The 19,049-nt window shown below is 71.2% G+C and carries 14 protein-coding genes and 2 pseudogenes; 3 read left to right on the forward strand and 13 right to left on the reverse strand.

The window, feature by feature from the left end:
• The 12 genes and pseudogenes from AB0958_RS29715 to uvrC form a co-directional block, all read right to left on the reverse strand.
• A pseudogene (locus AB0958_RS29715) lies at positions 1-379 on the reverse strand (glucose-6-phosphate isomerase); the annotation flags it as partial.
• A gap of 74 nt (positions 380-453) precedes the next feature.
• The gene (locus AB0958_RS29720; RefSeq protein ID WP_366893595.1) at positions 454-1,662 is read right to left on the reverse strand and encodes an MFS transporter; all 1,209 of its coding nucleotides are present in this window, start codon (positions 1,660-1,662) and stop codon (positions 454-456) included.
• 170 nt (positions 1,663-1,832) lie between these two features.
• The gene (locus tag AB0958_RS29725) at positions 1,833-2,168 is read right to left on the reverse strand and encodes an RNA polymerase-binding protein RbpA (protein ID WP_003976875.1); all 336 of its coding nucleotides are present in this window, start codon (positions 2,166-2,168) and stop codon (positions 1,833-1,835) included.
• Positions 2,169-2,378: 210 nt separating this feature from the next.
• Positions 2,379-2,609 carry a preprotein translocase subunit SecG gene (gene secG / locus AB0958_RS29730; RefSeq protein ID WP_046733461.1) on the reverse strand — a complete coding sequence of 77 codons (231 nt, stop codon included), beginning with the start codon at positions 2,607-2,609 and terminating at the stop codon, positions 2,379-2,381.
• 141 nt (positions 2,610-2,750) lie between these two features.
• Complete coding sequence (gene tpiA / locus AB0958_RS29735; RefSeq protein WP_366893557.1) at positions 2,751-3,527, reverse strand: triose-phosphate isomerase; 777 nt, start codon at positions 3,525-3,527, stop codon at positions 2,751-2,753.
• A gap of 7 nt (positions 3,528-3,534) precedes the next feature.
• Positions 3,535-4,746, reverse strand: a complete 1,212-nt coding sequence (locus AB0958_RS29740; protein WP_366893558.1) for a phosphoglycerate kinase — start codon at positions 4,744-4,746, stop codon at positions 3,535-3,537.
• Between the two features lie 150 nt (positions 4,747-4,896).
• Complete coding sequence (gap, locus tag AB0958_RS29745; RefSeq protein ID WP_366893559.1) at positions 4,897-5,907, reverse strand: type I glyceraldehyde-3-phosphate dehydrogenase; 1,011 nt, start codon at positions 5,905-5,907, stop codon at positions 4,897-4,899.
• A gap of 251 nt (positions 5,908-6,158) precedes the next feature.
• Positions 6,159-9,113 (reverse strand): M14 family zinc carboxypeptidase, encoded by a 2,955-nt coding sequence (locus AB0958_RS29750; protein ID WP_366893560.1) that lies wholly within the window; start codon positions 9,111-9,113, stop codon positions 6,159-6,161.
• 178 nt (positions 9,114-9,291) lie between these two features.
• Positions 9,292-10,281, reverse strand: a complete 990-nt coding sequence (gene whiA / locus AB0958_RS29755) for a DNA-binding protein WhiA (RefSeq protein ID WP_132886120.1) — start codon at positions 10,279-10,281, stop codon at positions 9,292-9,294.
• A complete protein-coding gene (gene yvcK, locus AB0958_RS29760) occupies positions 10,272-11,339 on the reverse strand; it encodes a uridine diphosphate-N-acetylglucosamine-binding protein YvcK (RefSeq protein ID WP_366893561.1) in 1,068 nt (355 codons plus the stop codon). Before yvcK ends, whiA begins: the two co-directional genes overlap by 10 nt.
• Positions 11,336-12,376: an RNase adapter RapZ gene (gene rapZ / locus AB0958_RS29765; RefSeq protein ID WP_366893562.1), complete on the reverse strand. Its 1,041-nt coding sequence runs from the start codon at positions 12,374-12,376 to the stop codon at positions 11,336-11,338. Before rapZ ends, yvcK begins: the two co-directional genes overlap by 4 nt.
• The gene (uvrC, locus tag AB0958_RS29770) at positions 12,373-14,505 is read right to left on the reverse strand and encodes an excinuclease ABC subunit UvrC (RefSeq protein ID WP_366893563.1); all 2,133 of its coding nucleotides are present in this window, start codon (positions 14,503-14,505) and stop codon (positions 12,373-12,375) included. Before uvrC ends, rapZ begins: the two co-directional genes overlap by 4 nt.
• A 665-nt stretch (positions 14,506-15,170) precedes the next feature.
• Between uvrC and AB0958_RS29775 the strand changes: the two genes are divergently transcribed.
• A complete protein-coding gene (locus AB0958_RS29775; RefSeq protein ID WP_366893564.1) occupies positions 15,171-16,118 on the forward strand; it encodes a hypothetical protein in 948 nt (315 codons plus the stop codon).
• 40 nt (positions 16,119-16,158) lie between these two features.
• Here the strand turns inward: AB0958_RS29775 and AB0958_RS29780 are convergent, their stop codons facing one another.
• Complete coding sequence (locus tag AB0958_RS29780) at positions 16,159-16,587, reverse strand: Rieske (2Fe-2S) protein (RefSeq protein ID WP_366893565.1); 429 nt, start codon at positions 16,585-16,587, stop codon at positions 16,159-16,161.
• 318 nt (positions 16,588-16,905) lie between these two features.
• Here AB0958_RS29780 and AB0958_RS29785 point away from each other — a divergent pair, with 318 nt between their 5' ends.
• Together AB0958_RS29785 and AB0958_RS29790 are read left to right on the forward strand one after the other, a co-directional pair.
• Entirely contained in the window at positions 16,906-17,964 is a 1,059-nt protein-coding gene (locus AB0958_RS29785; RefSeq protein ID WP_366893566.1) for a LacI family DNA-binding transcriptional regulator, read from the forward strand.
• Positions 17,961-18,871 (forward strand): annotated as a pseudogene (locus AB0958_RS29790) (carbohydrate kinase). Before AB0958_RS29785 ends, AB0958_RS29790 begins: the two are co-directional and overlap by 4 nt.
• Positions 18,872-19,049: the final 178 nt, after the last annotated feature.

Genomic DNA, 19,049 nt, shown 5'->3' on the forward strand with positions numbered 1-19,049 from the left:
CCAGGACCGCGTGCACCCGCGGTACGACGTTCTCGCCGTCGACCTCGACCACCGCGTCCCGCGGGGCGCGCAGCGCCGTGTGCAGCACCGCGCGGTCCTCGGTGATGTTGATCTTCTCGCCGCGGAACATGGCGTCCCGCAGCCCGAACACGTCGGTGGCGGCGGCCAGCTCGCGCAGCAGCCGCAGCGTCTCGTCGTTGACCAGGTGCTTCGAGTAGTCGATGTGGAGGTCGCCGACCTGGAGGGTGTAGCCCGTGCCGCGTCCCGGGCCGGCCGCGAACAGGTCCCGCAGACGGGTGTCGGCGAGCTCCTCGCGGTGCCGGGCGAGCGCGGTCCACTCGGGCGTCTGGTTGAGCCTGGTACGGCCGTCTGCGTTCATGTGCGACTTCAGCCTTCTTCCTTGCACCTGTCCTGTTGCACGGCTGCCCCGTCTGCCGGTCCCAACCTAGTTGATCAGCGCGGGACGCCGCCTGGTGTCGCGCTGTCCTGCGGCGCAACAACAGGTACGTCCGGCCGGCGCACCGGTATCAACGAGGTGACGGCGAGCGCGAAGAGGAGGGCTGCGAGGAGTGCCGGGCCGTTCAGACCGTACGTCCCGGCGACGGCTCCGCCCAGGAGCGCGCCGAGCGGCGCTCCGGACGTGGAGGAGGTGCGGAAGGCGGCGGCGACCCGGCCGGTCATCGACTCGGGTGCGCGGTGCTGCATCAGCGTGACCTGGTTGACGTTCCACACCATGTTCATCGCGCCGAGCAGCAGCATGCCGACGACCAGGGCGCCGAGGTGCCGGACGGTGCCGACGAGGAGCAGGGCCGCCGTCTGGACCGTGCCGGCGGCCAGCAGGGCGCCCACCCGTCCGGTGCGGCGGGCTACCCGCTGGGCGAGGAAGCCGCCGCCGATGCTGCCCGCCGAGTACGCGGTCATGGCCGCCGCGTATCCGGCGGTGCCCGCGTGCAGCCAGCGTGTCACGTGCAGTACGAGGGTGGCGATCAGGGCCCCCATGCCGATGTTGCACAGCAGGGTGGCCACACAGGCCGCCCGCAGGGCCCGGTCCCGCCACAGGGCGCGCAGGCCCTCGCCGATCTCGGTGCGCAGGGTGCTGCCGGCCGGGCGTGGCGCCCGGTCCGGGGGCCGCGTCCGCAGGGAGGCGACCAGCGCGGCGGCGGCCAGGTAGGTGCTGGCGTCGGCGGCGAAGGGCATGAACGCGCCGGCCGCGAGCAGCAGCGGCACCAGCGGGGCGCCGAGCAGCCCGCCGGCCACCTGCTGACCGGTCATCAGCCGGGCGTTGGCGGCACCCAGGGCCCGGCGGTCCACCAGGGCGGGCAGCAGCGCCGTGGACGCGTTGTCGAAGAGTGTCTGAAGGGTGGTCAGCGCGAAGGCGAGCGCCAGCAGCAGCGGGATGGAGGCGTGCCCCAGTGCCACGGCGAGCGCGAAGGCGGCGACGAGCAGCCCTCGTACGGTGTCCACGGCCCACATGGCACGGCGCTGGTCCACCCGGTCCGCGACGGCGCCGCCGAGGAGCCCGAACAACAGCCACGGCACGTAGCCGCAGGCGGTCACCGAGGCGACAGCCAGCGGGTCGTCGGTCAGGCGCGCGGCCAGCAGAGGCAGCGCGGACGTCCGTAACGCGTCCCCGAACCGGGACACGACGGCGGCCGTCCACAGCCGTCCGAATCCCCCGCGCCACGCGGGCGCCCGCTCCCCCGTCGTCACCGTCGCCCCTTCATGATTCGCCGATGTGCAAACCGTAGAGGGCACCACTGACAACGGGCCGGGCACCGGCCGCGCAGACGACTCCGGCCGGACACCCGAAGGCTCCCGGCCGGTACCAACTCCTAGATCTCGCCCCGCAGTTTGGCGAGCGCCTCGGCGAGGATCGCCTCGCCGTCCGCGTCGCTGCGCCGCTCCCGTACGTACGCGAGGTGCGTCTTGTACGGCTCGGTGCGCGGCGGGTCCGGCGGGTTGTCCCGGTCCTGACCGGCCGGGAAGCCACAGCGCGGGCAGTCCCAGGTCTCGGGCACCTGCGCGTCGCTGGCGAAGCTCGGCTGCGTCTCATGCCCGTTGGAGCACCAGAAGGAGATGCGCAGACGCGGCGCGGACTCGCCGCGCTCGGCCTCGCCCATCGGCCCCGCCCCGACCCGGCTACCTCGGATCGCGTTGCCACTTGCCACGGTCGTAACTCCCTGCGTGATGGTGCCGCGAAGCGAGTCGGCGTGTCGCTTCGTTGCGAGCGCCTCAGTCTACGTAAGGCCCAACGCGCGTCCAGTGTGGGGAGTTACCGTCCCCGCACCTAGACGCAAGCCCCATGATAGGCCGCGCTCAGGTGCGCGTACCGAACATGGGGCCTTGCGTACGGATTGTGCGTGTGTGCGAGTCGCGGATCAGCTGTTCGTCTTCATCAGCATGCCGAGGACGATGATGCACGCGAACCACAGCAGACCGATCACCACGGTGATCCGGTCCAGGTTCCGCTCGGCGACCGAGGAGCCGCCGACGGAGGACTGCATGCCGCCACCGAACATGTCGGAGAGGCCGCCGCCCTTGCCCTTGTGCATCAGCACCAGCAGCATCAGCAGCAGGCTGAAGACGATCAGGGCGATCGAGAACCCCAAAACCACGGCTGGACCAACTTCCTCGGATACGGATGGACTGCGGGGCCGGGACCGTCACGCGGAGCGTGCAGCGGCTTCCCTTCAGGTCTCGGCCCCGCAAGGGTACGACGGATCGTCGCTAGCGCCTACTCGCGGGTGTGCTCACTGATCGCGGAAACGCACGATCTTGACGAATTCGTCGGTGTCCAGCGAGGCACCGCCGACCAGAGCGCCGTCGATGTCGGCCTGGGCCATGATCTCTGCGACGTTGCCGGACTTGACGGAGCCGCCGTACTGGATCCGGACCTGGTCGGCCAGCTCCTGGCCGTACAGCTCGGCGAGCTTGCCGCGGATGGCGGCGCAGACCTCCTGGGCGTCCGCGGCGCCGCAGACCTTGCCGGTGCCGATGGCCCACACGGGCTCGTAGGCGATGACGACCGACTCGGCCTGCTCGGCGGGGAGGTCCTTGAGACCGCCCTCGACCTGGGTGAGGGTGTGGGAGACGTGGTTGCCGGCCTCGCGGACCTCCAGCTCCTCGCCGACGCACAGGATCGGGGTCAGGCCGTGCTTGTAGGCGGCCTTGACCTTGGCGTTCACCGTCTCGTCGGTCTCGTGGTGGTACTGGCGGCGCTCCGAGTGGCCGATGACCACGTACGTGCACTTCAGCTTGGCCAGCATCGGGCCGGAGATCTCACCGGTGTAGGCGCCGGAGTCGTGCGCCGAGATGTCCTGGGCGCCGTACTTGATCTTGAGTTTGTCGCCGTCGACCAGGGTCTGCACGGAGCGCAGGTCGGTGAAGGGCGGCAGGACGGCGACCTCGACGGCCTCGTAGTCCTTGTCGGCCAGGGCGAAGGCGAGCTTCTGGACGTGTGCGATGGCCTCGAGGTGGTTGAGGTTCATCTTCCAGTTGCCCGCCATGATCGGCGTGCGGGTGGTCATAGCGGGGTCAGTCCTCCAGTGCGGCGAGGCCGGGGAGCGTCTTGCCCTCGAGGTATTCGAGGGAGGCGCCGCCACCGGTCGAGATGTGTCCGAACGCGTTCTCGTCGAAGCCGAGGATGCGCACGGCGGCTGCGGAGTCACCGCCGCCCACGACGGTGAAGCCGTTCGACTCGACGAGGGCCTGGGCGACCGCCCGGGTGCCCGCGGCGTAGTCGGGGTGCTCGAAGACGCCCATCGGACCGTTCCAGAACACGGTCGCGGCGTCGGCGAGCTTCGCGGCGTACAGCGCGCCGCTCTCGGGACCGATGTCGAGGCCCATCTGGCCGGCCGGCATGGCGTCGGCGGCGACGGTGGTGTGGTCGGCCGGAGCCTTGGTCTTCAGGTCCGGGAACTCGGGGGCGACGACGGTGTCGACGGGCAGGACGAGCTCGACGCCGGTCTTCTCGGCGCGCTCGATGTACTCGGTGACCGCCGCCAGCTGGTCCTCCTGGAGGAGGGAGCTGCCGATCTCGTAGCCCTTGGCCTTGAGGAAGGTGTACGCCATGCCGCCGCCGATGAGGATCCGGTCGGCCTTGCCGAGCAGCTCGTCGATGACGGCGAGCTTGTCGGAGACCTTGGCGCCGCCCAGCGCGACGACGTAGGGGCGCTTGACGTCCTCGGTGAGCTTCTTCAGGACGCCGACCTCGGTGGCGATGAGGTAGCCGGCGTAGTGCGGCAGCCGGGCCGGGAGGTCGTAGACGGAGGCGTGCTTGCGGTGCACGGCGCCGAAGCCGTCGCCGACGTAGACGTCCGCGAGGGCGGCGAGCCGGTCGGCGAACTCGCCGCGCTCGGTGTCGTCCTTGGAGGTCTCGCCGGCGTTGAAGCGCAGGTTCTCGATGACCGCGACCTGGCCGGGCTCGAGGCCGTTCACGGCGTCGTGGGCGGCGGGGCCGACGGTGTCCTGGGCGAACGCGATCGGGGCGGCGAGGAGTTCACCGAGCCGCTCGGCGGCCTGCAGCAGGGAGAACTGCGGGTCCGGGGCGCCCTTGGGGCGGCCCAGGTGGGAGGCGACGACCACCTTGGCGCCCGCGTCGGCGAGGGCCTTGACGGTGGGCAGTACGGCGCGGATGCGGCCGTCGTCGGTGATGAGGCCGTCGGCCATCGGCACGTTGAGGTCGGCGCGGACGAAGACCCGCTTGCCGTCGACGCCTTCGGCGAGGAGTTCGTCGATCGTCTTCATGGTTGGGGACTCCTACAGGAGGGCTCTTGATCGTACGAGGGCTGATCGAACCGTAGACGGCGGGTCGATCCTTACGCGCGTCAGGGCTCGGGCGGCGCGACGGTGCGCTGCCCGAGCCCTGCTACCGCATCGAGGTGCGTGCTCGGTCGATCAGAGCTGGTTGCCGACGAAGACCGTGAGGTCGACGAGGCGGTTCGAGTAGCCCCACTCGTTGTCGTACCAGCCGAGGACCTTCACCGTGTTGCCCTCCTGGACCATGGTCAGGGAGGAGTCGAAGGTGCAGGAGGCCGGGTCGCTGACGATGTCCGAGGAGACGATCTCGTCCTCGGTGTACGCCAGGTAGCCCTTCAGGTCGCCGTCCTCGGCGGCCTTCTTGAACGCGGCGTTGACCTCGTCCTTGGTGACCTCGCGCTGCAGCGTCACGACCAGGTCGGTGGCGGAGCCGGTCGGGACCGGGACGCGCATGGCGATGCCGTCCAGCTTGCCCTTGAGCTGCGGGAGGACCAGCGCGGTGGCCTTGGCGGCACCCGTGGTGGTCGGGATGATGTTCTCGGCGGCGGCCCGGGCGCGGCGCAGGTCCTTGTGCGGGAAGTCCAGGATGCGCTGGTCGTTGGTGTACGCGTGCACCGTCGTCATCAGGCCCTTGACGATGCCGAAGTTCTCGTCGAGGACCTTCGCCATCGGCGCCACACAGTTGGTGGTGCAGGAGGCGTTGGAGATGACGTGGTGGTTCGCCGGGTCGTACTTGTCCTGGTTGACGCCCATCACGATGGTGATGTCCTCGTCCTTGGCCGGAGCCGAGATGAGGACCTTCTTGGCGCCGCCGGCGATGTGCTTCTCGGCGTCGGCCTTCTTCGTGAAGATGCCCGTCGACTCGATGACGATGTCGACGCCCAGCTCGCCCCAGGGGATGTCGGCGGGGTTGCGCTCGGACAGCACCTTGATGGTGTGGCCGTCGACGGTGATCGTGTCGGCGGTGTGCGACACCTCGGCCTTGAGGCGGCCCAGGATCGTGTCGTACTTCAGCAGGTGCGCGGTGGTCGCGGTGTCACCCAGGTCGTTGACAGCCACGATCTCGATGTCAGCGCCCTGCTCCAGCAGCGCGCGGAAGTAGTTGCGACCGATACGACCGAAGCCGTTGATGCCTACGCGGATCGTCACGAACCGATCTCCTCGTTGGTACGCCGGCCATGCGGTGCCGGCGAGCTGTATTTGGGATGTCCCCGACCACCCACGACCCTACCTCCCTGAGGCTCCCGTGGTGACATCCAGATGCCCCATACACGGCGAGGCGGTCCGTACCCGCCAGTAGGGGTACGGACCACCTCGGATCATGGATCGAATTGCCCGGTTATGACCGGCAATGCCGACCCGTGTTCACTCTTCTTTCACTCGTTCGTGAGCGGGTCGGCTCACTTGTCGAGTGCCGCCAACGCCTTCTTCACCAGAGCGGCACGATCGGCGGCCGAGGTGACCTGTTCCAGACCGAAGCCGAGCAGCACGCTGCGGTCCGTGGTGACCGCGCCGTACGTCTGGAACAGGGCTCCCGTGCGCGCCCAGTCCTTGAGGACGGCCGGGCTGCCCGCGGGCGGCCCGGCGACGCTCCAGGGGCCGAGGGACGTCTCGAAGCCCGCCGTCTCGGTCGCCTTGCCGTCGAGCACGAGCGAGGCGTCGTCGAGGAGGACGCCGTGCCCGCCGGTGCCCGGGTCGGTGACGTAGGAGACGGAGACCTCGACGGACCTGCCGGCGTACGCGCTCAGGTCGAAGCTGGCGGTCTGCCAGCCCGCCGAACTACCGGTGAAGCTGTGCCAGGCGCCGCTGGTGCCGGTCGCGGCGCACGTTCCGTCCCCGATGGTCAGGTAGTGCTTGAGCCACGGGTGCTCGGCGATCAGGAAGCCCGCTCCGCAGTCGGCCGGTACGGCGCCCTTGGCGGCGCCCTCCTTGTCGGGCAGCGTGGTCCAGTCGTCGGCGCCGACCGTGTGGACCTCGACGATCGCGTGGTCGTAGCCCGGTTCGGTGTCCCACAGCAGCTTGGTGCTGAGGGTCGGCTGGTCGGCCGCGGTGACACCGGTGAGGTCGACGGTGCGGGTGAGGCGCTTGTAGGAGTCGTCGGTGTGGACGGCCGCGGCCATGTACGACCCGGAGTACGGCCCGTACGGGTTGACGGTCCCGGCGAACCGTCCCGCGCCCGCGCTGGCGAACTGGGGGTAGGTGTCGGCGGCGAGTTGGTCCGAGGTGACGGAGTAGGTGCCGGCCTTGTCGAGGGGGTTGGCGCCGGTGCCGCTCAGCGGGCCGGAGAACCCGCCCAGCGCGCCGGAGCCGGTGAAGCCGGTGGCCCCCGGCGTCGAGGTACGGGAGTAGGCGCCCAGGTAGTACTGGCTGAAGTCGTCCGACGGGGTGCCGTCACCCAGGTTGACGCTGCCGCCGGCCAGTTCGCCGGCCTCGATCAGCTTGCCGCCCTCGTTGAGGTAGGCGCGCAGCTGGAGCTGGGTGTCGTTGCCGGGTCCGTTCGTGCCGGAGTAGTGCACGACCGTCCTGAAGTGCGCCAGCACGCCGAGCGCGTCGGGCGCGCCCTGGGTGGCGACGTCCCAGACGACCGCCTTGTGCCCGGCGGCCTTCAGCGCGTCGACGTAGGTCCCCGCCTGGGTGGCCTTGGCCCCCTCCTCGGCGACCACCAGGGTGTCCGCCGCGGGTCGCCGCGCCACGGTGTACGTGAAGTGGCTGCTGGAGACCTTCTTGCCGCCCCTGCTCTCGCCGGTGAACCAGACCTCGACCTTGTCGCCGGGTGCGCCGTCCTTCACCCTGGCCCGGTACTCGTCGAAGTAGAGGTCGTCCGCGCCGCCGTAGGTCTTGCCGCCCTTCCAGTGCCTGAGCGCCGTCTCGTGCGTGCGGCCGCCGTCGACGCGGTACCTGAGCTTCTTGTCGCGGACCGCCTTGCGGACGACGACGGAGACCTCCTGGTCGGCTCCGCGCGCGTACGAGGTGGTGAACGTCGCCGGGGTGAAGTCGGCGGCGCTCAGGCCGACCGAGGAACTCGGCCGGTCGGGGTGGGCGGCGGTCTCGGCGACGGAGAGCGCGAACGGGATGTTCTTCACGAACTCGTCCTGGATCAGCTTCTCGTCGTCCGGGAAGTTGAAGACCGACTGGCAGTCGGCGGCGTTCCAGGCGTCGTTCGGGTCGATGTCGGAGGCCGTCTGGCAGGTCGACATCTCCGGGGTGAACATCGCCATGCCGTTGACGTTCGATGCGTGGCCGTCCGCCTCGCCGTTGGTGGTGTACAGCTCCGAGGAGACCTGGGAGTGGTAGCCGGGGATCGCCGGGTTGTCCGGGGTGCCGGCGAGCGCCTTGTAGAGCACGTCGTCCGGGGTGGGGGTGGCCACCTGCCAGCCGACGCCGTAGAGGAGCAGTTCGGCGGCCGAGTGGTAGTTGATGCCGTACGTGAACCGGATCCGCTTCTCGAAGCCGTCCAGCGCCCTGGTCTCCGGCTCGGACTCGGGGCTCGCGCCGCGGTAGGTCTCGCTGGTGGGGTTGGGGGACGAACCCTCGTCGTCGTAGCCCCACTTGTAGCCGAAGTTGCGGTTGAGGTCGACGCCGTCACCCGTGCCGATGACCCCGTCGCCGTTGACGTCCCGCAGGTTCTTGCGCCACAGGCGGGTGTCGGGGCTCCGGAAGGTGTAGTCGTAGCCGTCGGGGTTGGCCGAGAGGACGAACCACAGCTCGGTCGAGTCGACGATCTTCTTGATGCGTTTGTCTGTGCGGTAGTTGTCCAGGTAGTAGTGCATCAGCCGGCGGGTCATCTCCGGCGTGATCCATTCCCGCGCGTGCTGGTTCGACACGTACAGCACGGACGGCTTGGAGCCGTCCTTCGACTTCTTCGCGCCCTTGGTCAGTTTGAGCGCGAGGATGTCCTGGCCGCCGACCGTCTTCCCGATGGACTCGACCTTGGTGAGGCCGGGTTCGGCCTGTGCCGTGCGGAGGATCTCCTCCTTCAGCCCGCCGCTGCCGCTGTAGGGGCGGAAGACGCCCTGGGCGGCGTGGTCGACCCGCGCCTCGGCCCTGGCGGAGAGGGTGTGCTCGGTGAGGGCGACACCCTGCTTCCGCAGCTTCCCGGCCTGCTGGTCGGTGAGGTAGAGCTCGACCTCCGTCTTCCCGGATCCGGTGACCTGGTCGCCGAGTTCGTGGCCGTCCTGGCCGGCCTTGAGCAACAGGGGAATCTGCTTCTTGGTGACGTCGGCGCGGAAGACCTTCACCTCGTCCGGGCCGGTGCTGCCCGAACCCCCGGTCTGTGCCTGGGCCATGGGCGCGAGTGCGGCTCCGCCGATCAGGAGCGCGCCGACAGCGAGGATCGATCTCGCTCTGTGTCTCATGTACCCCCCTAGCAGTGGTCCGCCACGGCGGCGAACTCATGCCAGGCTCATGACACTTCATGATCGAGTCAAGGGCGACTCACGGCCAGCTCACAGGGAGTACACGAGCGGACCACGGGCTCGTAAACGCCGGGCCGGCGACCACGATCGGTCGTCGGCCCGGCGGTCCGACACCGTCTCAGACCGCGAGGTTGTCGGCCAGTTCCTCGGAGAGGTTGGCCTCGGTGCCCGGGATACCCAGGTCCGAGGCGCGCTTGTCGGCCATCGCGAGCAGCCGGCGGATCCGGCCGGCCACCGCGTCCTTCGTCAGCGGCGGGTCGGCGAGCGCGCCCAGCTCCTCCAGGGAGGCCTGCTTGTGCTCCATGCGCAGCCGGCCGGCCGCGGCGAGGTGCTCGGGGACCTCGTCGCCGAGGATCTCCAGGGCACGCTGCACCCGGGCGCCGGCGGCGACGGCCGCACGGGCGGAGCGGCGCAGGTTGGCGTCGTCGAAGTTGGCGAGGCGGTTCGCGGTGGCGCGCACCTCGCGGCGCATCCGGCGCTCCTCCCAGGCCAGCACCGACTCGTGCGCGCCGAGCCGCGTCAGCAGGGCACCGATCGCGTCACCGTCACGGACGACCACCCGGTCCACCCCGCGCACCTCGCGGGCCTTCGCGGCGATGGACAGCCGGCGGGCCGCGCCGACCAGCGCGAGGGCGGCCTCGGGGCCGGGGCAGGTGACCTCCAGGGAGGAGGAACGGCCGGGCTCCGTCAGCGAGCCGTGCGCCAGGAAGGCGCCGCGCCAGGCCGCCTCGGCGTCGCAGGTGGCCCCGGAGACCACCTGCGGGGGCAGGCCCCGGATCGGGCGGCCCCGGCCGTCCACGAGCCCGGTCTGGCGGGCCAGCTGGTCACCGCCGGCAACCACCCGTACGACGTAGCGCGAGCCGCGGCGCAGCCCGCCGGGCGCCATCACGATCAGCTCGGAGGAGTGGCCGAAGATCTCCAGGATGTCCCGCTTGAGGCGCCGGGCGGCCATCGCGGTGTCCAGCTCCGCCTCGATCACGATGCGCCCGCTCACCAGGTGGAGGCCGCCCGCGAACCGCAGAATGGCGCTGACCTCCGCCTTCCGGCAGCAGGTCCGGGTGACGGGTAGCCGGGAGATCTCGTCCTTCACCGCTGCCGTCATCGCCATGGGCCGATCCTTCCATGCATCCGAAAAATACGGTCGTACGCGGCGGCCAACAGCTCCGGGTCATGCCGGGGTGAACCGTCGGTCCGGGCCACGGGGCCCAGCTCGACCGCGGCTCCCAGCCGCTTGGCGGCTTCGGTGAGCGAGTCGCGGTCGGGCACTGCGGCCTCGTCGGCCAGCACCACGTCCAGGGCGAGTTTAGGGGCGTGTCGCCCCAAAACCTCCACATGACGCTGCGGGGAGAAGCCTTCGGTTTCTCCCGGCTGCGGTGCCAGGTTCAGGGACAGGACCTTACGGGCTTTCGTCTCGGTGAGCGCGTCACTGAGCTCAGGGACGAGCAGGTGCGGGATCACCGAGGAGAACCAGGAACCGGGGCCGAGCACCACCCAGTCCGCGTCCAGTACCGCCTCGACGGCCTCCGGCACGGCCGGCGGGTCGTGCGGCACCAGGTGCACGGACTGCACCTCACCCGGCGTCAGGGCCACGGTGGCCTGACCCCGGACGATGTCCACCTCGTCCGGCCGCTGTGGATCATGCCCCTTGACCAGGGCCTGCAACTCCAGCGGCACGGCGGACATGGGCAGCACCCGCCCGTGCGCGCCGAGCAGCTTGCCGACCAGGTCCAGGGCCTGGACATGGTCACCGAGCTGTTCCCACAGGGCGACGATCAGCAGGTTGCCGACCGCGTGCTCGTGCAGGTCGCCCTTGGACTGGAAGCGGTGCTGGATGACCCGGGCCCAGGTCTGGCCCCAGTCGTCGTCCCCGCACAGCGCGGCGAGCGCCTTGCGAAGATCACCCGGGGGGAGCACACCCAGCTCGTCGCGCAGCCGCCCGCTGGAGCCGCCGTCGTCGGCGACGGTGACGACGGCGGTGAGGTCGCCGGTGATCCGGCGCAGCGCGGCGAGCGAGGCGGACAGGCCCATGCCGCCGCCCAGGGCGACCACCTTGGGCTGGGTGCCCCGGCGGCGCGGCCGGGCGCCACGGACCTCGACCGGACGGCCCGCACGGCTCTCCGGCACCATCCGGCGCAGCCTGCCCAGCCGAGGAGGACGTCCGGTCACTCGCGCCCCATGTCCCGGTGCACGACTACGGTCTCCACTCCTTCGGCGGACAGGCGGGCGGCGAGCTTCTCGGACACGGCGACCGAGCGGTGCTTGCCGCCCGTGCAGCCGATGGCGATGGTCACGTACCGCTTGCCCTCGCGCCGGTACCCGGTCGCGATCAGCCGCAGCAGCTCGGCGTACCGGTCGAGGAACTCCTTGGCGCCCGGCTGGTTGAAGACGTACGCCGACACCTCCTCGTTGAGCCCGGTGTACGGGCGCAGCTCCGGAACCCAGTGCGGATTGGGCAGGAACCGCATGTCGGCGACCAGGTCGGCGTCGACCGGCAGGCCGTACTTGAACCCGAACGACATGACCGTCGCCCGCAGTTCGGGCTCCTCCTCGCCGGCGAACTGGGCGTCCATCTTGGCGCGCAGCTCGTGCACGTTGAGGCTGGAGGTGTCGATCACCAGGTCGGCGTCGCCGCGCAGCTCGCGCAGCAGCTCCCGCTCGGCGGCGATGCCGTCGACGATCCGGCCGTCGCCCTGAAGGGGGTGCGGGCGGCGCACCGACTCGAAGCGGCGGACCAGCGCGTCGTCGGACGACTCCAGGAAGACGATCCGGCGGGTGACGCCCCGGCTGTCCAGGTCCGCGAGGGACTCCCGCAGGTTGTCGAAGAAGCGCCGGCCGCGCACGTCCACGACGACCGCGATCCGGGCCACGTTGCCCTGGGAGCGGGCCCCCAGCTCCACCATGGTGGGGATCAGGGCCGGCGGGAGGTTGTCGACGACGAACCAGCCGAGGTCCTCCAGGCACTTCGCAGCCGTCGAACGACCGGCTCCCGACATGCCGGAGATGATCACCAGCTCGGGGATGGCCGCCTCCGCGGCCCCGGCCGGGGTGACGTCCGTGCTCACTTCTGCTCCGTTTTCCTGGACCGCTTCCGCTTGCTGCGGCTGATCCTGGCGCGCCTCGCTGTGCGTTCGCCCTGGCTCGCCCTGTGTCTCGCCGAACGCCGGATCTCGCCCGGCCGTGCCCTGTGCGTCTCGCTCGGTCATCTCTCCTGCCCCCGTCGATCGTCCGGGGCGCCCGCGGGTACGGGCTCCCCCGAGGCGTCCGCCGTCGTCTCGGGCGCCTCGTCTTCCCTGTCATCCATGATCTCTCCCGTCGCCGTGTTCACGGCGGGTGCGGCCGGGGCCGCCTGGGCGAGGGCCGCGGCGATGGTCTCGGCCGTCTTGCGGCCTATCCCGGGGACTTCCTGGATCTGTTCGATTGTGGCGGACCGCAGCTTCTTCACCGAGCCGAAATGCTTGATCAACGCCTGTTTGCGGGTCTCGCCGAGGCCCGGTACGTCGTCCAATGGGCCGGCGCGGAACCGCTTGGCCCGCTTGGTGCGCTGGTAGGTGATGGCGAAGCGGTGCGCCTCGTCGCGGACACGCTGGAGCAGGTAGAGACCCTCACTGGTGCGGGGCAGGACCACGGGGTCCTCGTCCTCGGGCAGCCAGACCTCTTCGAGGCGCTTGGCGAGACCGCAGACGGCGATGTCGTCGATGCCCAGCTCGTCGAGTGCGCGTTTGGCGGCGGCGACCTGCGGCCGGCCGCCGTCGACGACCACGAGCTGCGGCGGGTAGGCGAACTTCTTGGGGCGGCCGTCCTCCTCCTTGAAGCCGTTGACCGGGGCGCCGTCGGAGTGGATGCCGACGCCCACGAGGGCGGCGTTCGTGGGGGCTTCGCCGCCCGTGAGGGGGGCTTCGGTGTCGCCGTCCTCGACCCACTCCCCCGTCCTCTCCTTCTCGGCCAGGTAGCGGCGGAAGCGGCGGGTGATCACCTCGTGCATGGAACGCACGTCGTCCTGCCCGGCGAAACCCTTGATCTGGAAGCGGCGGTACTCGTTCTTGCGCTGGAGGCCGTCCTCGAAGACGACCATGGAGGCCACCACGTCGTCGCCCTGGAGGTGGGAGATGTCGTAGCACTCGATGCGCAGCGGGGCGCTGTCCAGGTCCAGGGCGTCGGCGATCTCCTCCAGCGCGCGCGACCGCGTGGTGAGGTCGGAGGCACGCTTGGTCTTGTGCAGGGCGAGCGCCTGCTGGGCGTTGCGCGCCACGGTCTCCATCAGGGCCTTCTTGTCGCCGCGCTTCGGAATCCGCAACGAGACGTTCGACCCGCGGCGGCCGGTGAGCCACTCCTGGACCGGCTCCAACGGGTCGGGCAGGGCCGGGACCAGCACCTCCTTGGGAACGGCGTCCCCCGTCTCCTCGCCGTAGAGCTGCTGAAGGGCGTGCTCGACGAGAGCGGCGGTGGTGATCTCCTCCACCTTGTCCGTCACCCAGCCGCGCTGGCCGCGCACCCGTCCGCCGCGCACGTGGAAGATCTGGACGGCCGCCTCCAGCTCGTCCTCGGCGACGGCGACGAGGTCGGCGTCGGTCGCGTCGGCGAGCACGACCGCGTTCTTCTCCATGGCCTTCTTGAGGGCACCGATGTCGTCACGGAGCCGGGCGGCCCGCTCGTACTCCATCTCCTCGGCCGCCTCCGTCATCCGGTTCTCCAGACGGCGGAGGTAGGTGCCGGTGCGGCCCGCCATGAAGTCGCAGAACTCTTCGGCCAGTTCGCGATGGTCCTCGGGGTCGATCCGGCCGACGCAGGGGGCCGAGCACTTGCCGATGTAGCCGAGCAGACAGGGGCGGCCGGTGCGGGCGGCGTTCTTGAACACCCCGGCGGAGCAGGTGCGCACCGGGAACACGCGCAGCAGCAGGTCGACGGTGTCCCGGATGGCCCAGGCGTGGCCGTACGGGCCGAAGTAGCGCACGCCCTTCTTCTTGTGACCGCGCATCACCTGGACGCGCGGGAACTCCTCGTTCATCGTCACCGCGAGGTACGGGTAGCTCTTGTCGTCGCGGTACTTGACGTTGAACCGGGGGTCGTACTCCTTGATCCAGGAGTACTCCAGCTGGAGCGCCTCGACCTCCGTGGACACCACGGTCCACTCCACGGACGCGGCGGTGGTGACCATCGTCCGGGTGCGGGGGTGCAGGCTCGCCAGGTCCTGGAAGTAGTTCGCCAGGCGCTGGCGCAGGCTCTTCGCCTTTCCGACGTAGATCACCCGGCGGTGCTCGTCACGGAACCTGTACACCCCGGGACTGTCCGGGATCTGTCCCGGCTTGGGGCGGTAGCTGGAGGGGTCGGCCATGTCTCACACCCTACTGGCGAGCGCCGACACCGCGCCGCCCTGTGGCCTCCCGGGGGGGGCGTCCGGGACGGCCGGGAGCCGGGGCGGCACGCCGGGTCCGGGGTTCTGGCGTCGGAGGCCTCGGGCGGCGGCCTGTGGCGGGTGCGGGGGCGGCGGCGTGGGAACCGTGCGGGGACGTTCGTTCGCTGTCCGCGGTCGAGGGTCGTCCCGGTCCGCCCGCAAGCCCGTCCCGGTCTTGGAATCGGCCACGTCGGCGCCGCCGCGAACGGTTGAGGCGCGGCGCGTGCGAGAGGCCGGTCGGCGTCCCGTGCCGGGCCCCTGCGCAGCCGCCGAGCCGGTCACGACGCGGCGTGCGCGGCTTCCTCCTCCCCTTCTCACCTCTCCTTCTGACGATCTTCGCTCGACGGGGCGCGTCCGGCGCCACCGAACCCGCTCGATCCGCCCGCAGCGGGGTCACGCCTCGGCCAGGTGAACGCCCTCGGCCGGCCCAAGGTGTTGTCGGGGATTGGTCAACACGCTTCAATGCGGGGGAACTCGGGGCCGCGAGCGACGGCCCGCCGACGCGGCGTACCCAAGCGCGGCCGCCCCGGCACCGACGGGGTGGCCCCCACCGCGCCAACGGCCTGACCAGCCGTTGAGAACCCCCCAAGAGAAAGGCCCCCTGCATGCGGCACGGCACACAGCACGCGGACGTCGCCACCGCGGAACTGGACTCGGTCCTGCACGGCGGCCCCTTCCATGTGGCACTGCGCGCCGCGATCGCCGCCCGTGGGCTGCCGCTCCAGCGCGTGCAGCACCATCTGTCGCGTCACGGGGTCAAGGTGGGCGTCACCAGCCTGAGTTACTGGCAGCAGGGTGCCCGCCGCCCCCAGCGTCCGGAGTCGCTGCGGGCCGTCCGCGCGCTGGAGGAGATCCTGCAGCTCCCGGACGAGTCCCTGATACGCCTCCTGGCCGAGACCGAGCAGGGTTCTGCCATGCGCCGTCCCGCGGCCCGCTCCTACCGCTCGCTGGTCAAGGCCTCCGACGTCGTCGACCGGCTCCAGGCCGAGCTCGGCTGGTCCCTCGACGGCGGCCTGCACGCCCTGGGACACCACGAGCGGGTGCGGATCGGCGCCCAGCGTGAACTGGCCGGCCGCGAGTCGCAGCACATCGTGCGCGCCCACCGGGACGGCATCGACCGCTTCGTGGCCGTCCACCACGGCGACCCGGGCTGTGCCCCGCAGCAGATGCGCATGCACGCGCTGGAGAACTGCCGTACGGGGCGCGTCCGTTCGGACCAGGAGACCGGCCTGCTCGTGGCCGAGCTGCTCTTCGACACCCAGCTGCGCTCCGGCGACACCTTCCTCTTCCGCTACGCCGTCGAGGACGGCACGGCCGGTGTCTCCCGTGAGTACGTGCGCGGGTTCGGCTTTCCCGGCGGTCAGTACACCCTCCAGGTGCGCTTCGCCGTCGGCGCTCTGCCGGCCCGGTGCCAACGGTTCACCCAGCACTCGGCCGCGGCCCCGCGCAGCGGCCGGCAGAACCTGCCGCTGAGCGGGCTGCACCGCTCCGTCCACCTGGTCGAGCCCCGGGTACGGCCGGGTCTGCTCGGCATCGGCTGGGACTGGGACTGACCCGAGCGGCTGGAACGGCCCGCGGAGACAGTTCGCGATCTCAGGCGCCCGGCCCGGCCACGATCCGGCCGTTCGCCGCCTTGACCGGCAGTTCGTTCAGCGGCTCGGTGGCAGGCGACCGCACCACCTTCCCGGTCACGGCATCGAACTCGCTGCCGTGGCAGGGGCAGACCAGCGTCGTCCCCTGGAGCTTGTTGATCGGACACCCCGCGTGCGTGCAGATCGTGCTGAACGCCTTCAGGGTGCCGTCGCCGGACCGGCTCACGACGACGTTGTGCTCCCGGTAGAGCTTGGCACCGCCCTTGGCGACCTCGCCCTCGGCCCCGAGGTCGACGGGCGCGGTCGGTGTCGCGTCCGCCGCGGCTCCCCCACCGGGCGCCGAGCAGGCCGCCAGTCCCAGTCCGGCGACCGGTACGGCCGCCGTCCCGCGCAGGACGGTACGACGGCTCGCGGAGGGACGGGCGGTCATGAGGGTCTCCCAGGGGTCGGGGGCGGGGGCGGGTCCGCGGAGGCGTGCGGTGGCGTCACCGGGGGCGGACCGCGGCAGCGGGGAGCACCGTCACGGAACGGTCGCCCGGAATCGTGCAGGGCGACGATACCTGGGTGCTTCTGTCCCGCTTCGGGGCGGGTCGGCGCTCGGGGCGGCCCGCCCGCGTGGGACGTAAACGCTTGCGCAAGCGTTTACGCGGGGACGCCGGATGGAGTAGCTTCCCGGCCGGAGGCCCGCGGCAGCCCCGGCGTGAAACCGGGAGCCTGGCCCAGGCGGGGAAGCGGAGAAGGGGAACCCATGCCCACCATGGCCGACGTGGCGCGCAGTGCCGGTGTCTCCGTGGCGACCGTCTCCCATGTGCTGAACGAGACCCGCCCGGTGCTGCCGCACACCCGCCAGGCCGTCCTCGACGCCATCGAGGAACTGGGCTACACCCCGAACACCCTCGCCCGCTCCCTGGTGACCTCCCGCACCCGCTCCATCGGGCTCGCGGTGTCGGCGATCAGCAACCCCTATTTCACCGACATCCTCCAGGGTGTCGAGGCCGCCGCCCTGGAGCACGGCTACAGCCTGCTCATCGCCGACCCCCACGACGACCCCGAACACGAACGCAAGGTCGTCCAGCTCCTGCACGAACGCCGTGTCGACGGCATGATCGTCGCTCCTTCCGGCGCCCCGGGCGGACTTCTCGCCTACCTCGGCCGCCATGCCGTGCCGACCGTCCTGCTCGACCGGGTGATCGACGGCCACGCGGCCCCCGCCCCGCGCTTCGACCAGGTCTGCGCCGAGAACACCGGGCCGACCGCCCGGCTCGTCACCCATCTCGCCGCCCTGGGGCACCGACGGATCGGCCTGGTCGCGGGGCTGCCCGGGCTGAGCACCACCGACGAGCGGATCACCGGATACCGGCAGGGGCTTGCCGCCGCCGGGCTGGCCCCGGACGATGACCTGGTCGTCTCCGGCAACTCCGAGTCCACCGGTGCCGAGCGGACCGTCGCCGTCCTGATGGCGCTCGCGGCGCCGCCCACCGCGCTCGTCACCGCCAACAACGCGATGACCATCGGCGCGCTGCGCGCCCTCCAGACCCACGACCGCTCCGTGCCCGACGACATCGCCCTGTGCTGCTTCGACGACTTCGCCTGGGCCGATCTGTTCTCGCCCCGGCTCACCGCCGTCGCCCAACCCAGCAGGGAGATCGGTGCCGAGGCGGTCCGGGTGCTCCTGGAGCGACTGGCCGCACCCGACCGGCCCGCCCGCACCGTACGGCTCCCCTGCACCTTCGTGCACCGGACCTCGTGCGGGTGTCGGGAACAGCCCGAGGACCCCGAGCCCTCCAGGAAAGGAACCCCCTCGTGATCGTCGTCGCCGGTGAAGCGCTGATCGATTTGGTACCGCAGGGCACGGGCGCCCTCGCCGCCCTGCGACCGGCGCTCGGCGGCGGCCCGTACAACACGGCCGTGGCGCTCGGCCGTCTGGGCTCCCCCACCGCGTTCTGCTCCCGCGCCTCGAACGACACGTTCGGCGAGGCCCTGCTGGACGGGCTGCGGCGGGCGGGGGTGGACGTCTCCCTCGTGGCGCGCGGCGCGGAGCCGACCACCCTGGCGGTCGCCACCGTCGACCCGCACGGCTCCGCCTCCTACTCCTTCTACGTCGACGGCACGGCCGACCGCCTGTTCACCGCTCCGGTCGCCCTCCCGGCCGCCACCCGCGCGGTCTCCTTCGGGACTCTCTCGCTCGTCCTGGAACCGGGGGCGAGCGCCTACGAGGAGCTGATGCGCGGCGCGGCCGGGCAGGGCCTGTTCATCGCCCTCGACCCGAACATCCGGACGGCTCTGATCCCGGATCCGGACGCCTACCGGGCGCGGTTCAAGAGCTGGCTGCCGTCGGTGACGCTCCTGAAGCTCTCGGAGGAGGACGCGCTGTGGCTGGGCGGCACCCCGCACGAGTGGCTGGCGTCGGGGCCGTCGGCGGTCGTGGTCACCCATGGTGGTGACGGTCTCAGCGCCTTCACCCGTGACGGCACCGTGTACTCCGTCCCGGGTGAGGAGGTCGCCGTCGTGGACACGATCGGCGCCGGTGACACGGTGAACGCGGCCTTGCTGCACGGTCTTGCGGCTCGGGACGCGCTGTCCGCCGAGGCGCTCCTGGGGCTGGACGCCGACGGCTGGACGACGCTGCTGCGCTTCGCGGCGCGGGCGGCCGCGATCACCTGCTCCCGGGCGGTGCGGAGCCGCCGTACGCCGCCGAACTCGCGGTTCCCTGAAGGACCGTCGGCGTCTTCGGCCGGTGCCGGCGACCTTGCCGGTTCGGTTGCTTCCGCTGTTGAGGAGTCAAGGTTCGTCCTGCCCGCGGAGATCGGGCGGCTGATGATGCAACGTGCGGCGCCCCGCGGGAGGTTCCCGCGGGGCGCCGCACATGTCTGGATTTGCCGAATCCCGTCA

This window comes from Streptomyces sp. NPDC006655, assembly GCF_040703965.1.
Taxonomy (GTDB): Bacteria; Actinomycetota; Actinomycetes; order Streptomycetales; family Streptomycetaceae; genus Streptomyces.

Bases quoted from the DNA above. Each gene is read 5' to 3' on its own strand.
- tpiA (WP_366893557.1), bottom strand. From the start codon at position 3,527: ATGACCACCCGCACGCCGATCATGGCGGGCAACTGGAAGATGAACCTC.
- AB0958_RS29740 (WP_366893558.1), bottom strand. From the start codon at position 4,746: ATGAAGACGATCGACGAACTCCTCGCCGAAGGCGTCGACGGCAAGCGG.
- AB0958_RS29750 (WP_366893560.1), bottom strand. From the start codon at position 9,113: ATGAGACACAGAGCGAGATCGATCCTCGCTGTCGGCGCGCTCCTGATC.
- whiA (WP_132886120.1), bottom strand. From the start codon at position 10,281: ATGGCGATGACGGCAGCGGTGAAGGACGAGATCTCCCGGCTACCCGTC.
- rapZ (WP_366893562.1), bottom strand. From the start codon at position 12,376: ATGACCGAGCGAGACGCACAGGGCACGGCCGGGCGAGATCCGGCGTTC.
- uvrC (WP_366893563.1), bottom strand. From the start codon at position 14,505: ATGGCCGACCCCTCCAGCTACCGCCCCAAGCCGGGACAGATCCCGGAC.
- AB0958_RS29775 (WP_366893564.1), top strand. From the start codon at position 15,171: ATGCGGCACGGCACACAGCACGCGGACGTCGCCACCGCGGAACTGGAC.
- AB0958_RS29780 (WP_366893565.1), bottom strand. From the start codon at position 16,587: ATGACCGCCCGTCCCTCCGCGAGCCGTCGTACCGTCCTGCGCGGGACG.
- AB0958_RS29785 (WP_366893566.1), top strand. From the start codon at position 16,906: ATGCCCACCATGGCCGACGTGGCGCGCAGTGCCGGTGTCTCCGTGGCG.